Source organism: Pseudomonas gingeri, from assembly GCF_013385425.1.
GTDB lineage: Bacteria > Pseudomonadota > Gammaproteobacteria > Pseudomonadales > Pseudomonadaceae > Aquipseudomonas > Aquipseudomonas gingeri_D.
Genome location: NZ_JACAQA010000004.1, coordinates 374,165 through 387,115 on the forward strand (window position 1 = coordinate 374,165; position 12,951 = coordinate 387,115).

General features: G+C 58.1%; 14 protein-coding genes. 10 read left to right on the top strand and 4 right to left on the bottom strand.

From position 1 onward, the window contains the following. The first annotated feature begins 75 nt into the window (after window positions 1–75). The 5 genes from HX830_RS07275 to HX830_RS07295 all read left to right on the top strand — a co-directional run bounded on the left by HX830_RS07275 (window position 76) and on the right by HX830_RS07295 (window position 5,039). Complete coding sequence (locus HX830_RS07275) at window positions 76–903, top strand: Kdo hydroxylase family protein (protein WP_218171217.1); 828 nt, start codon at window positions 76–78, stop codon at window positions 901–903. Window positions 904–1,139: 236 nt separating this feature from the next. Beyond that, a complete protein-coding gene (locus HX830_RS07280; protein ID WP_177099527.1) occupies window positions 1,140–1,892 on the top strand; it encodes an outer membrane beta-barrel protein in 753 nt (250 codons plus the stop codon). A 461-nt stretch (window positions 1,893–2,353) separates the two neighbouring features. Continuing rightward, window positions 2,354–2,797 (top strand): TM2 domain-containing protein, encoded by a 444-nt coding sequence (locus tag HX830_RS07285; RefSeq protein ID WP_100941372.1) that lies wholly within the window; start codon window positions 2,354–2,356, stop codon window positions 2,795–2,797. A gap of 1,031 nt (window positions 2,798–3,828) precedes the next feature. Continuing rightward, window positions 3,829–4,356 (top strand): sterol desaturase family protein, encoded by a 528-nt coding sequence (locus HX830_RS07290; protein ID WP_256350420.1) that lies wholly within the window; start codon window positions 3,829–3,831, stop codon window positions 4,354–4,356. A gap of 35 nt (window positions 4,357–4,391) precedes the next feature. Beyond that, the gene (locus HX830_RS07295) at window positions 4,392–5,039 is read left to right on the top strand and encodes a VOC family protein (protein ID WP_177099530.1); all 648 of its coding nucleotides are present in this window, start codon (window positions 4,392–4,394) and stop codon (window positions 5,037–5,039) included. 54 nt (window positions 5,040–5,093) lie between these two features. Here HX830_RS07295 and HX830_RS07300 read toward each other — a convergent pair whose 3' ends face one another. Together HX830_RS07300 and HX830_RS07305 are read right to left on the bottom strand one after the other, a co-directional pair. Further along, window positions 5,094–5,966: a DUF4087 domain-containing protein gene (locus HX830_RS07300; protein ID WP_177099531.1), complete on the bottom strand. Its 873-nt coding sequence runs from the start codon at window positions 5,964–5,966 to the stop codon at window positions 5,094–5,096. A gap of 134 nt (window positions 5,967–6,100) precedes the next feature. Beyond that, window positions 6,101–7,165, bottom strand: coding sequence for a hypothetical protein (locus HX830_RS07305; RefSeq protein ID WP_177099533.1), 1,065 nt, complete (start codon window positions 7,163–7,165; stop codon window positions 6,101–6,103). A gap of 293 nt (window positions 7,166–7,458) precedes the next feature. Between HX830_RS07305 and HX830_RS07310 the strand changes: the two genes are divergently transcribed. Continuing rightward, window positions 7,459–7,737, top strand: coding sequence for a DUF3077 domain-containing protein (locus HX830_RS07310; protein ID WP_152740989.1), 279 nt, complete (start codon window positions 7,459–7,461; stop codon window positions 7,735–7,737). A gap of 221 nt (window positions 7,738–7,958) precedes the next feature. Here HX830_RS07310 and HX830_RS07315 read toward each other — a convergent pair whose 3' ends face one another. Both HX830_RS07315 and HX830_RS07320 read right to left on the bottom strand, forming a co-directional pair. After that, entirely contained in the window at window positions 7,959–8,213 is a 255-nt protein-coding gene (locus HX830_RS07315) for a CopG family ribbon-helix-helix protein (RefSeq protein WP_177099535.1), read from the bottom strand. A 129-nt stretch (window positions 8,214–8,342) separates the two neighbouring features. Further along, the gene (locus HX830_RS07320) at window positions 8,343–9,332 is read right to left on the bottom strand and encodes a LysR family transcriptional regulator (protein ID WP_177099537.1); all 990 of its coding nucleotides are present in this window, start codon (window positions 9,330–9,332) and stop codon (window positions 8,343–8,345) included. 85 nt (window positions 9,333–9,417) lie between these two features. On the opposite strand from HX830_RS07320, the gene HX830_RS07325 reads away from it, so the two are divergent. The 4 genes from HX830_RS07325 (at window position 9,418) to HX830_RS07340 (ending at window position 12,931) form a co-directional block, all read left to right on the top strand. Then, window positions 9,418–10,587, top strand: coding sequence for a M20 aminoacylase family protein (locus HX830_RS07325; protein WP_177099539.1), 1,170 nt, complete (start codon window positions 9,418–9,420; stop codon window positions 10,585–10,587). A gap of 65 nt (window positions 10,588–10,652) precedes the next feature. Next, complete coding sequence (locus tag HX830_RS07330) at window positions 10,653–11,441, top strand: ABC transporter substrate-binding protein (RefSeq protein ID WP_152740986.1); 789 nt, start codon at window positions 10,653–10,655, stop codon at window positions 11,439–11,441. Window positions 11,442–11,531: 90 nt separating this feature from the next. Further along, window positions 11,532–12,221, top strand: a complete 690-nt coding sequence (locus HX830_RS07335) for an ABC transporter permease (protein WP_177099541.1) — start codon at window positions 11,532–11,534, stop codon at window positions 12,219–12,221. Further along, window positions 12,218–12,931, top strand: a complete 714-nt coding sequence (locus HX830_RS07340) for an ABC transporter permease (protein ID WP_177099543.1) — start codon at window positions 12,218–12,220, stop codon at window positions 12,929–12,931. Before HX830_RS07335 ends, HX830_RS07340 begins: the two co-directional genes overlap by 4 nt. Window positions 12,932–12,951: the final 20 nt, after the last annotated feature.

A 12,951-nucleotide genomic window follows, 5' to 3' on the forward strand; every position in this document is an offset into this window, starting at 1 on the left:
CAGGCCTACTCCACAAAGAGGCCCCCTGAGGAAATGGATTCTCAGATAATAGGCATCGATTTCGCCGATTGGCGGATGCCTGAAGTGAACGCGGACTGGATCGCTGCGTTGGAAGCGGGCAAGGTGCTTTATTTCCCCCGGTTGTCGTTTGAACTGCGGGAAGAAGAGAAGTCCTTGCTCCGTCCGGATATTCGCTCGCCCAAGGCTCGTAATATCAGCCTGGATGCGAATAATCACCTCAAGGGCGCCGAAGGCGATGCTGCCGTGCAACAGGCGCTGACCGAGATGATCGGACGCTTCCGTGAGCAGGCGCAGACGCTGGTGTACTCGCTGCTGCCCCGCTACCAGGGTGCTTTGCGCCTGGCACCTACCAGCTACCGTCCGATGCAGGTCGAGACCCGTGCCCAGTCCTGGCGTGCGGATGATCGTCGCCTGCATGTCGACGCCTTTCCTTCGCGTCCCAACTATGGCGAGCGGATTCTGCGGGTGTTCAGCAACATCAATCCCGAGGGTGTGCCGCGGGTGTGGCGTGTCGGCGAGCCTTTCGAAACGGTCGCCCGCAAGTTCCTGCCACGGGCCAAACCCTATGCGGCCTGGCAGGCCAGCCTGTTGAAGGCGTTGCACATCACCAAGTCATACCGCAGCGAATATGACCACCTGATGTTGCAGTTGCATGACGGCATGAAGGGCGATCAGACCTATCAGGAAACCGCTGAGCAGGTGACGATGCCATTTGCCGCCGGCTCGGTCTGGGTGTGTTTCTCGGACCAGGTGCCCCATGCGGTCATGTCCGGTCAGTACATGCTTGAGCAGACCCTGCACATACCTGCCGACAAACAGTACGACCCTCAGTCCAATCCTTTGGCGATCCTGACACGGATGATGGGGCGGCCTTTGGTTTGAGGCTTCGCACTGGCTGACTTGTGCGCGGCCGACTGGGTCCTCGGCTGTGCACCCCCTCGCGAATATTGGCGTCTACCCGGCATGCCGCAGGGTAGAGCGTGCGCGTCGCTTTTTGCCTGAGTTAGAAAAATGACGGAAATATGAACATTTGCTCAATGTTTTTTGAACCAAATGATCATTTTCCTGTTCATAGACCACCGGATTCTTCACGTTTACACCCTAATGGAGTAGTGCTTATGTTCAATCGTCTGACTCACCTGTTCATCAAATCCTCGGCCCTGGCAGTGATCGCCACCCCGATGATCGCGATGGCGGCTCCCTCCACCGACCCTATTTCCCAATTCGGCGTCCTGGGCAGCTACAGCCACTTCAAGCTGGAGGGTGGCAGTCAGTCCGAGAAAAGTCATATGCCCACTGGTGGCCTGTTCTATAACTTCGGCAACAAGATGACCGCCGAATCCGGCCTGATCTACCAGGCCGGTGTTGAAGTGAAGTACGGCAAGAATGATGACAACAAACTCAAGGAAGGCCAGGGCGACCTCGACCTTGGCTGGCGTGCGGCGCTGGACTCGCACAACTTCTTTGATGTGATCGTGGGTGGCGGTTACAGCTGGACCCGCTACGAGCCTGACTCCGCCGACTACGACATCAAGCTCACCGGCCGTTCGCCGTTTGCCAAGGCCGCGCTGGGCTACAACCATCAGTTCGATGCCGCGACGATGCGCGTCGAAGCGGGCGTGCGCCGCAGTATTGGCAGCGAGGGGCAGATCAGGGTCGCTGGCGAAGGCTCCGATACGGTGGACCTGAAGGACCATACCAACCCTTATGCCGAAGTGAACTTCCTGTTCAACCAGCAAAGTTCGTTGCCGATTGTCGCGGGCGTTTATTACACCCACACCGAGTTCAAACTGGATGGTGATTCCGACTTGGCGGACAACACCAAACTCAAGATTGACGAGTACGGTGCCAAGGTCGGTATCGCGTTCTGATGCATGAAGCGCGGGAGCCATGGCTCCCGCGCTTTTTATCCCGGCGGTTGCCGCACTTTTACCCGCAATGTCCCATTCCTTCCTGTCCCCTCTAGACGCCGCGCTAGCGAAATAGTAGCTTTCCTCCCCAAAGCCCTCTGCTACTGGCCCTCTCCACGCGCCAGCGACTCAGGCCTTCATAGCGGTTAAGGAATACGCAGTGAAACTGCCGACGACATGCTGATCGATTTCAGCCTTGTCCGGTAGCCACTTTTCAAGGACGAGCGATGGCCTGTTGGTCCAACTACTCAAACCTGAAAAACCACCCGACCGTATTGATTGATGTCGACGAGCGCTGCTCGGCGATTGTCGATGGAGCGTTCGCGCAGGTTCGGGTTGTCCGGGAAAAGTGATTTCCCTGCCTTTAATCCCCTGAACACTACCCCGCATCCCCCTGTCCCGTTCTTCCCAAGGAGCTGTAAATGAAAGGCAAGATCCTGAGTTACGACACCAACACCCGTAACGGCATTATTTCCGGTGATGACGGCAACCGTTACACCTTCGACGTGGTCGAGTGGAAAGCCGCGGTACTGCCCAAGGCCGGCGCGCGCGTCGACTTCGCCAGCAATGGTGCGTTTGCCGAAGCCATCTTCGCCGACGGCGCTGCGGCGAGCGGCAACTCCAAGAAGATCCCGGCGGCCCTGCTGGCGTTCTTTCTCGGTGCCTTTGGCGTGCACAAGTTCTACCTGGGTTACAACGTCCAGGGCGTGATCATGCTGCTGGTGTTCCTGTTCGGCTGGCTGCTGCTGGGTATCCCGTCGATCGTGATCAGTATTGTCGCCTTTGTTGAATTCATCATCTACCTGCTCAAGTCCGAAGATGACTTCGAGCAGACTTATGTAGTTGGTAAACGCGGCTGGTTCTGAGTCACTGATCCCTGGGCTTGAGTGAGTCCGGGTCGGTTGTCGGCGTTGGCGCCGGTGGGCAGGGGCACGTTGGGTGCTCCTGTTCGACTGACGAATGTCCTGTCTGTATAGCTGCTGTGCCTTACCCTCTCGATATTTCCTAAAAACACGCTTCCTCGCGATGGCCGTCGGGCTGGGCGGTGCCCTCGGGCATGCCCTGGTTTTGAGGGCGAGTGAGCTGCGATGTGGTCGCTGCCGGATAAGTCGAGGCGAAAAAAAACCACCTTAGTAGGGTGGTTTTTTCCGCAAGCCTGATGTGAAGCTAGCTTGCTCATCTCACTGAGACTAACAACGAACCTTTACTCTACTGAAGTCATGTTTATCACGCAAGCCTGGGAGTGGTTCATCATATTTCTGAGTGTTGAGGTGAGTTGAATGCCTGAAATTTTTTGATTGAGGTTTTTCGGATAAGTAACACTTTTTGCTTTCAGTTCCATATTCGAGCTGAGGTATGATTTTTTGGCTCTTTCGTTAAAAGACTTTTTGAAGTGGTCAAGCCAGCGCGCGCATTTGGGACCTCCTGACACGGTTTAGTACCCCGTGCCGGATTGGCTCAGGGGGCCATCGGCCTGGCCACCTCACTGAGACTAACAACGTAGTTCTCGAAGGCATACGTGTTCCGGTAAGTATGCTGGAGGGTTGGCCCACTTTGGGGGTCAATGTATGTCCAAGATTCTTAGACGTACCTGGAGCCTCGTAGTCAACTTGTTACGGGTTTATCACCTGTATGAGTTTCTACGGGATCACTACGATAATCAGCGGTAAGGGTTATTGAAGTGGCCTGCCCCGGCTTCGGTCGGGGCGGGTTTTGATTCAGATCCAAGGGACGACTGTTGGGTAGTTTCCTTCCTCGCCGAGCCAGCGAGCTTTGAGAAAATCAGCGCTGAATCGCTCATCGCATTCGATTTCCCCCACTACCGAGGTATGCTTGGGCACGGCTCAAGTATTTCCCAGCCGTCTTTCCCGACGTACCTGCGAGCTCACGGCGTTCCATGATCACCCACGTTGCCCTGTTTCTCTGCACCCTGATGGCCATGGAAGGGGTCGGCTACCTGGCGCACAAGTACGTCATGCACGGTTGGGGCTGGTTTCTGCACCGTTCCCATCATGAGGAGCACCTGGGCGCCTTCGAGACCAACGACATCTACCTGCTGGTATTGGCGGCGGTGGCCATCACCCTGATCGTGCTGGGCAATAGCGGATACGACCCGCTGCAGTGGATAGGTGCCGGAGTGGCGGCGTTCGGGATCATCTATGTCGTGGTGCATGACGGCATCGTCCACCGCTATTGGCCATTTCGGCCGTGTCCCCGTCATCCCTATTTGAAACGCCTGTATCAGGCTCACCTGTTGCATCATGCGGTGAAAGGGCGCAAGAACAGTGTGTCGTTCGGCTTTCTGTATGCCCCATCGCTACGCACGTTGAAGAGGCAGTTGCGCGAGTCCCGTGAGGCGACTGAGCTTGGAGGGGAAGGGCGCCGTGCAGTTTGGCGGAGCGATGGCGCGAGTGAGGTTGAATAAAGTCGAGGCAAAAAACGCTTCAAGGAGCTGATTGCGTGAAAAGCACTATCGATCACCTGGCTATCGTGGCGCCGGACCTTGATACCGGCTGCGCGTTCGTCACTGGCGCTCTGGGCGTCGACCTTCAACCGGGCGGAGCCCATCCACGCATGGGCACCCACAATCGGCTGCTTCGCCTTGGCCCCGAGCTCTATCTGGAAGTGATTGCCGTTGATCCATCTGCTGAGCGCCCCAGTCGGCCTCGCTGGTTCGGTCTTGACCAACTTGCGCCCGACTCTCCGGCACGCCTGGCGACATGGGTTGCGCGAATCGATGATATCCATGCTGTCGGCGCTTATTGCCACGACATCGTTGGAGATGTCGAACCCATGAGCAGAGGAGCATTGTCCTGGCAGATAACAATACCCGCGGACGGCAGCCTTCCTTTGGGAGGGGCAGCTCCTACCCTGATTCAATGGGAACAGACGACTCATCCCGCAAGTACGCTGCAAGACAAAGGCTGTTCTCTAGTGGCTTTGGATGTCTTCCATACTGATCCAGAAAAAGTCAGGGCGATTCTGGCCGCCATGAACTTTTCGGGGCCGGTTTATCTTCACGGGCTCGAAGGAACTTCAACTCCGTATCTGGTCGCTCATATTCAAACACCCGGTGGTTTAAAAACATTGCCGATTTCGGGGGCGTGATTCGCACTCGGATCTGCTGTGGTCACCGGACATCACTTATGGGGCGCGTGCTTTCTACTGTTTCTCGTCAAACCGAACCGACCGAATGATTGCGCCAATCGTGTCGAAGTCCTGGTAGTAGCCCACGGTGTCGAACAGCAACTGCGTCTTGGCGTTGTAGACGATGGCCATCAGGCAAGTGCCTCCGGCGGCATGAAAGCCGGTCTCTTGGTCACCAACACCACAGGTCTGGGTCGTCTGCATGCCTTTCCATCCGGGGCCTTCGATAATGTCGACGGGGCTGGGCGAGTCCATGCCGGCGCTACGCATCCAGACGCCGTCTTCCTGGGAAAAGATCATGCTGTCGGCGGCCTGTTGCAGCGTGCCGTGCTGGACACACAGGTTGAGGGTGTATTCCTCGTTGGTCTGAGTCTTTGGCTGATTGAGGTTCAGGCACTCCTTGTTCTTGCTGACCTTCCACCCCGTCGGGTAGTTGAAGCTGAAGCCGGTGGCTTGGTAGGGCTTCATAGTTTTGGCCGAGGCTGGCACATCGGGTGGTCGTGGCGCCAGCGGATTGGCCGGCTCGTGCAAGGTTGCATCGTTGCGGCAGGCCGCCAGTGGGCGAGCGACGGCGTTGGTGAGGTGGTTCAAGCGGTGGGTCTGGGGATCGGCGCTGGCGGTCATGCAGCCACAGCCGTAGCCGTAATGCCCGTTGGTACGCACCCATTGCGCATCGCTGAACTGTGGCCAGTCGCCTTCGGCCTGGTAGCCACCCTGGGTGGCGATTTCCCAGGTGCCATCACGGTCGGTGAGGGTGGCGTTCGCCGCGGTCGGGTTTTCGAACCAGCCGCAGCGGCGTTCGACCTTGTCGGCGGCTTGGGCCGGCAGGATCACGCAGGTGAACACGAGAGTGAGTAGGGAGAGCTGGCCGAGGGAGAGGCGGGGCATGGAGCGTCCTTGTCTGTGTTCATCACGTGGTGGTAGTGCACTGGAGTGGTCGCTGAAAGCATAGGTGATGATAGCGAATGCTGGGTTTTTCTCGCCGCAGTGCGCGTGTGAGCCCTGCCGCGAGGCCTCGGGTTTCAGCGTCTCCAGCAATCGGCGTAACGCTCGCAGACGCCGTAATGCGCATCCATCTGCGCCATCCGCTCCAGATGATGGTCGATGGTTTCCAGCATGACCCGTTTGCTGGCGCCGAAATAGTAGAGAGTCATCGACTTGTATTCTTCGAGCGCGGCCACGTTGGTCGATTTGGCTGACTTGTCTTCGGGCTGCGCCCGTTGTTCCAGGTCCTCATCCTTCAACCGACGCAGGCGCAGAAGGTACTCGTCCTTGTAAAGCTGCAAGGTCCGCTCTTTGCGCTGGGCAGCTTCTGCATCGAAGGCCTGGAGATTCTGGCGATACAAGGTCCAATAGTCGTCCGGCAGGGTGAAACCCAGCTTGGCCTTGCGCTCGGCGATCAAACCGTCGATTTTTTCTGCGGAGACCGCGCTCTTGGCGATTTCAGCCGAGTCGGGTTTCATGGCTGGAATAAGACTGTTGTCGATAATCCGGCCTATCAGTTCCAGGCGATGGGGAGTGTCCGGCAATGGTTCCGGTGGTTTCGGGAACATCACGTTGCGCCCGACACAGGCCGGGAGGCCTTTTTCAAAGACCAGGACGGGACTGCGCTGCTCCTTGCCATTGATCTTGCGGACCCGTTGTAACTGGCTGCTGCACTGGCCCTTCCCGGAATCGAAGGTCAGCTCGTATTCGGCATTGCGTTCAGGCTTGAGATTGATGCTGTTGCCACAAACCGAATAACCGTTCTGGGTATGGATCCGCAGAAGGGTTTCGTGTTCGGGCTTGAGTTTGATTTCCAGATAGCCCCTGGCGTTTTCCGGCGGCGCGATACTCATGTCGGCACGTCGCTTGGTATCGCCAAGAAGCAGGTTGTTGAGAATACCGGTGGTTTGCCCGTCGCAATGCTCGGCATCGAAGTAATCGAGCGTGGCGTTTTGCGTATTGGCGATGAAACGCAGCTTGGCGGCGTCTGGGTCCGTGGCGTCCGGGTAAGTGCCGTTGACGCTGCAACCTCCGAGTAGCGCCGATAGCAGCAGGGTTGTGGTGGTTAACAAGCGTGATGGAAACAGTGACAGAACCGGCATTAGTCATCCCTGGCTGACGGATATGGAAGAAAGGCGGCGATGCTACTGAAGTGCCACTATCTGGTCCAGTCCGGGAGAGAGCATGCGGTTTATCCTTGTTTCACGAACCAGGCATTCGGAATAGCTCCACAAATCATTCCGGCACACACAAACCCTGTAGGAGCCGGGCTTGCCCGCGAAAGCGTCGGCCCAGACGACGTAGATCTCAAGCGAGCGCCTTCATTCGCCGGGTTACCGATCCCTTTTTAAATCATCCTAACCCTCGGCACCCACGCATTAGCCGGAGGTGCCCAATGACCAATCCACCCTCAAACAAAACCCTGGGCGTCATCACCTTTTCCCAATGCGGTTCCCAAGGCCGTGAACTGTTCCGCGTAAACCCCGGCGTTCCCATGCTGGAAGCCATGGAGCACGCGTCCCTTCTGCTTTATTGCGCCAAAGCACTTTCCCTCGATGCAGCATTGGAAACCGACGGCGAACGCTACGCCTGGGCATCACATTACCTGGGCGAGATGGGTAAGGCGGTCATCGATGATCTGACGCAGGGGATGTTGCGCGGGGCGTCAGTGTAGGCGGGTGACGTCCGGTTGAGGTCCAGACTGGCGGTGAGTGTTGGCAGACTCACCGCGTTATCGTTCTTCGCGAGCAAGCTCGGCTCCCACAGGTGTGTATTCGGCAATAGCCGCAATCACCAATCTTCTACGTGCTACGTGCGTTGGTGAAGGATGCACAAGATCTGGATTTTCTCCATGAATCACGCGGTAAGGGGCTCTGAACGGGAGTTTGGATAGAGCTAATTCTCTTGCATCCGGCCGTTGGCACGGTTCGCCCACTTGGCCTTGATGGTTTGCAGATCTGTCAGGTTACCGGCCTCAGCGTCGGCGATACCCTCGGCAATTGCATTGAGGTGCCGTGACTCGGGCTCAAGATAACGGATTAAGGCGCGGTTAAGATGGTCCTGGCGATCATGGTCCGTTGCTGCTGACAACTGATCGAGTTGTTCGACCAACACCTCGTCGACACGAAATGACAGCAAGGGGGAATCCATAATTAGGTTCTCATCGGCAGAGGTATACAAGTGATGTGGCTGTATGCCCATGGAGGCATACATTTCAACCGTTAGCTGAATGGCCGGACGAGCGATCCGTCTGCCTTAAACAGTAATACGGGTTGGGGCTCACAGTCTCAGCCGTAAGGTTTCAAAAAGCTGCCGATCCTCCTTCTTCGCCGAGCGCGCATGACGCCGGATGACCTGCAACAGGCAATCCGTGAAGCACTGTGCCGGCTTGCTCAGCGCGCCATTGCGGCGTGTCACGATGCTCAACTGCCTCGGTTCGAACTGTTCCTTCAGCCCCAGGGAAACCAATCGACCAAGAAAGGGCGGCGCCATACTCACAATCGATGGCCCCCAGGTGCACATATCAGCCCGCTCGACCATCATCTGCAAAATGGCCAGCGAATGAGCACGAACGATACGTTTCTCATCGATCTGCGCGCCATGCTGCCAGAACAACTCCTGCATCAGCCCATCGTGCCCGTCCGGCGCATAGTTCAGCGTCCAGTCCTGCTCCAGCAGCTCATGAATCGATCGCGCGTTCTGTAGGGCATGGCCCTGGCGGACCAGCACCGACGTCTGATAATCCAGCAAAATTTCGCTGGCAAACTCCTGTGACGATTGCGTCGGGTGCAACTGGCCAATTGCAAAATCCATGCTGCCATCGCGCAACAGCGGCTGGGCCACCGCCATCAGGCTTTCGAACAACTCCAGGCGGATCTCCGGCATTTGCTCACGAAAGGCCACCACCACTTCGGGCAAGAACGTCAGCGCGATCCACGGCGTAACCCCAACACACAGCCGCCCCTGAGCCTTACCCCGCAGGTGATCGAGTTCGGTTTGCGCATGTTCCAGCTGCTTGATCACCAACCGGGCATGAGTCAGCAACACCTTGCCGTATTCGGTGAAGCTCAGGCCGCTGGGCGTTCGAGTGAACAGCGGCAACTGCTGGCTGGTTTCAAGCTCGCGCAGGGCCTTGGTCACCGCGGCCTGGGAAATATCCAGTGACCGCGCGGCGGCCCGGATACTGCCGGTTTCGGCGCTGGCAATCAGCGCTTGTAATTGATGCAGCTTCATCCGCTCACCCTGGTGACAACTCATGGTTGTCATCATAACCAAACTGCGTCTCCCCAGCCCAGGATCCCTTCCCTAAGATCCACTCCATCAACTGCTCAGATCTCGTCGAAGGGGTACAACAATGGGTGCCGGCCATGTCCTGCCTGGTATTGCAGCGATACAGGATGAAATGATCGCGTTGCGTCACGGCATTCACGCGCATCCCGAGCTGGGTTTTGAAGAAGTCGTCACCAGCGAGCGTGTTGCCCAATGTTTGACCCAATGGGGTTTTCAGGTCAGCACGGGCGTTGGCAAGACCGGTGTCGTCGGTACCCTGAAAAACGGCGAAGGCCGCTCCATCGGTTTGCGTGCCGACATGGATGCGCTGCCGATTCAGGAAACCAGCGGCCTGCCCTATGCCAGCCGGATCGACGGTGTCATGCATGCCTGCGGCCACGACGGTCATACGGCAACCTTGTTGGCCGCCGCCAAGCACTTGGCCCATACCCGGACGTTCAACGGCACCCTGCAAGTGATCTTCCAACCGGCCGAAGAAGGGCTGGGCGGCGCGCGGAAAATGCTCGAAGAGGGCCTGCTCGAACGTTTTCCGTGTGACGCGATCTTTGCCATGCATAACGTGCCGGGTTATCCCGTCGGGCACCTGGGTTTCTATAGCGGCCCGTTCATGGCATCGGCCGACACGGTGACGATCACCATCATCGGCAGTGGCGGCCATGGCGCGGTGCCGCACAAGGCAGTCGACCCGGTGGTGGTTTGCTCGTCCATTGTTATTGCGCTGCAAAGCATCGTCTCGCGTAACGTCAATCCACAGGAAATGGCGATTATCACGGTGGGCTCCCTGCATGCCGGTAGTACGTCGAATGTCATCCCGTCCAGCGCCCGGATGAGCCTGAGCGTGCGGGCGCTGACGCCTGAGATCCGCCACTTGCTCGAAGTCAGGATTACCGAGTTGGTCCAGGGCCAGGCTGCCAGTTTCGGCGCCCGCGCCGAGATCGACTACCAGCATTGTCATCCGGTATTGATCAACCATCCCGAGCAAACCGCCTTCGCCCGCGAGGTCGCCCTGGACTGGTTGGGCGAGGAGCAACTGATCGACGACCTGCGGCCCTTCACCGCAAGCGAGGACTTCGCCTTCATCCTGGAAAAGTGCCCCGGCAGCTATCTGGTGATTGGCAACGGTGAGGGCGAGCGCGGCTGCCAGTTGCACAACCCCGGCTACGACTTCAATGATGCCTGCCTGCCGATCGGGGCGAGCTACTGGGTCAAGTTGGTCGAGCGTTTCCTGAGTTGAGACGCCGTCTTTTCGCGCGTCAGTCTGTACGAAACATCGTCTTTGGTCTGAAGAGGAAAATAACAATGAACAAGATGATTGCGGCTGTATCCCTGGTCTTCCTGACGGCCTCCAGCCTGGCCGGCGCGGCCGACTGGTCCGGTAAAACCTTGAAGTTGGGTGTCGATCCCACGTACCCACCGTTGGAATACAAGAACAAGGACGGTTCCCTGACCGGCTTTGGCGTCGATATCGCCGAAGCACTCTGCGCCGAGCTGAAAGCCCACTGTGTCTGGGTGGAAAGCAGCTGGGACGGGATGATCCCGGCGCTGCTGGCGCGCAAGTTCGACGCGGTGGCGTCGTCGATGACCGTGACGCCCAAGCGCCAGGAGCAGATCGCCTTTACCGACAAGGTCTCCAATGCGCCGGCGCGGCTGGTGGTGAGGCGCGGATCGGGGCTGCTGCCGACCCTCGAGTCACTCAAGGGCAGGCGCATTGGCGTGGAGCAGGGCTCGACCCAGGAGGCCTTTGCCAAAGCCGTCTGGGGGACGAAGGGTGTGGACGTTCTGTCGTACCAGAATCAGGACCAGGTCTACGCCGACCTGGTGGTGGGCCGACTCGATGCCTCGCTGCAGGGCGCCATTCAAGCCAGTTACGGCTTCCTCGGCACGGCGGCGGGCAAGGACTATGAGTTTGCCGGCGCGACCCTGGATGCCCCGGCCTTTTTCGGCGTTGGCGATGGCATCGGCCTGCGCAAGAACGATGTCGAGTTGCGCGAAGACTTGAACAAGGCCCTGGCGACGATTCTGGCCAATGGCACTTACGCGCGGATCAATAAAAAGTACTTCGATTTCGACGTCTACGGCGCGAAATAAGCCCCTCGCTACCTTGAATGGAGCGGTCATTCGGACCGCTCCGTTACAGCATCCCCTTCACCTCACCCTAATAAAAACAAGGAGAGTGAAATGCTTCTGGAAGGCTTTGGCCCGCAGATTTTGCTGGGTACTCTGGTCACACTCAAGCTGGCGCTCTGGTCACTCTCGATCGCCATTCTGGCAGGGCTGCTCGGCGCCAGTTCGAAGTTGTCCTCCAATCGCTTATTGCGAGCGCTGGCCACCGGTTATACGACGGTGATTCGCAGCATGCCGGATCTGGTGATCATGCTGTTGCTGTTCTTCAGCCTGCAGATGTTGCTCAACCGGATGACCGATTGGCTGGGCGTCAACCAGGTCGATATCGACCCATTCCTGGCCGGTGTCGTCACCTTGGCGTTCATTTACGGGGCCTACTTTACCGAGACGTTTCGCAGCGCATTCCAGGCCGTTCCGGCTGGTCAGCTCGAAGCTGCATGGGCTTATGGCATGAGCCGCTGGAGCACCTTTCGCAAGGTGCTGTTCCCGCAAATGCTGCGTCACGCGCTGCCGGGAATCGGCAACAACTGGCAAGTGTTGATCAAGTCCACGGCGCTGGTCTCGATCATCGGCCTGACGGATGTGGTCAAGGCCACGCAGGATGCGGGCAAGGGCTCACTACAGTTCTTCTACTTCACCCTGGTCGGCGGTCTGATCTACCTCGCCATTACCACCGTGTCCAACGGGGTATTGATGTGGCTTGAGCGCCGCTACTCGGTGGGTGTCAGGACGGCAGCCCTATGACCGGCATTCTCGGCGACTACTGGCAGGCTTACCTGTGGCGCGACGGGCCGTATTTTTCCGGGTTGGCGGTGACCTTGTGGTTGCTCATTCTGGCAGTGCTGATTGGCTTCTTGTTGGCGCTGCCGTTATCGCTTGCCCGGGTCAGCCGCAATCCGCTGCTGCGTCTGCCGGTCTGGGGTTACACCTACGTGTTTCGCGGCACGCCGTTGTATATCCAGCTGCTGTTCTTCTACACCGGGGTGTACAGCTTGCAGGTGATCAGGTCCCAGGATTTGCTCAACGCGTTTTTCCGTGACGGCTTCAACTGCACGGTGTTGGCGTTCGGGCTCAATACCTGTGCCTACATGACCGAAATCTTCGCCGGTGCCATCAGGGCCGTTCCCCACGGTGAAGTCGAGGCCGCACGCGCCTTCGGGATGAATCGCTTCACGCTGTATCGGCGAATCGTCCTGCCCTCGGCGTTGCGCCAGGCCCTGCCGCTGTTCAGCAATGAAGTGATTCTGATGCTGCATTCCACCTCGGTGGCGTTCACCGCCACGGTGCCCGATTTGTTGAAGATTGCCCGGGATGTGAATTCGGCGACCTACGCGTCCTTCACGGCCTTTGGCATTGCCGGGGTGCTGTATGCCGGTAGCGCATTTTTCCTGATCTGGCTGTTTCGACGTGGCGAGCTGCATTGGCTGGCCTACCTCAAACCCCGGACGCACTGACCCCAAGCGGATTGGCTCGA

Coding starts and splice junctions, on each gene's coding strand:
- HX830_RS07275 (WP_218171217.1), top strand. CDS start 76: ATGCCTGAAGTGAACGCGGACTGGATCGCTGCGTTGGAAGCGGGCAAG.
- HX830_RS07280 (WP_177099527.1), top strand. CDS start 1,140: ATGTTCAATCGTCTGACTCACCTGTTCATCAAATCCTCGGCCCTGGCA.
- HX830_RS07285 (WP_100941372.1), top strand. CDS start 2,354: ATGAAAGGCAAGATCCTGAGTTACGACACCAACACCCGTAACGGCATT.
- HX830_RS07290 (WP_256350420.1), top strand. CDS start 3,829: ATGATCACCCACGTTGCCCTGTTTCTCTGCACCCTGATGGCCATGGAA.
- HX830_RS07300 (WP_177099531.1), bottom strand. CDS start 5,966: ATGCCCCGCCTCTCCCTCGGCCAGCTCTCCCTACTCACTCTCGTGTTC.
- HX830_RS07305 (WP_177099533.1), bottom strand. CDS start 7,165: ATGCCGGTTCTGTCACTGTTTCCATCACGCTTGTTAACCACCACAACC.
- HX830_RS07310 (WP_152740989.1), top strand. CDS start 7,459: ATGACCAATCCACCCTCAAACAAAACCCTGGGCGTCATCACCTTTTCC.
- HX830_RS07315 (WP_177099535.1), bottom strand. CDS start 8,213: ATGGATTCCCCCTTGCTGTCATTTCGTGTCGACGAGGTGTTGGTCGAA.
- HX830_RS07320 (WP_177099537.1), bottom strand. CDS start 9,332: ATGATGACAACCATGAGTTGTCACCAGGGTGAGCGGATGAAGCTGCAT.
- HX830_RS07325 (WP_177099539.1), top strand. CDS start 9,418: ATGGGTGCCGGCCATGTCCTGCCTGGTATTGCAGCGATACAGGATGAA.
- HX830_RS07330 (WP_152740986.1), top strand. CDS start 10,653: ATGAACAAGATGATTGCGGCTGTATCCCTGGTCTTCCTGACGGCCTCC.
- HX830_RS07335 (WP_177099541.1), top strand. CDS start 11,532: ATGCTTCTGGAAGGCTTTGGCCCGCAGATTTTGCTGGGTACTCTGGTC.
- HX830_RS07340 (WP_177099543.1), top strand. CDS start 12,218: ATGACCGGCATTCTCGGCGACTACTGGCAGGCTTACCTGTGGCGCGAC.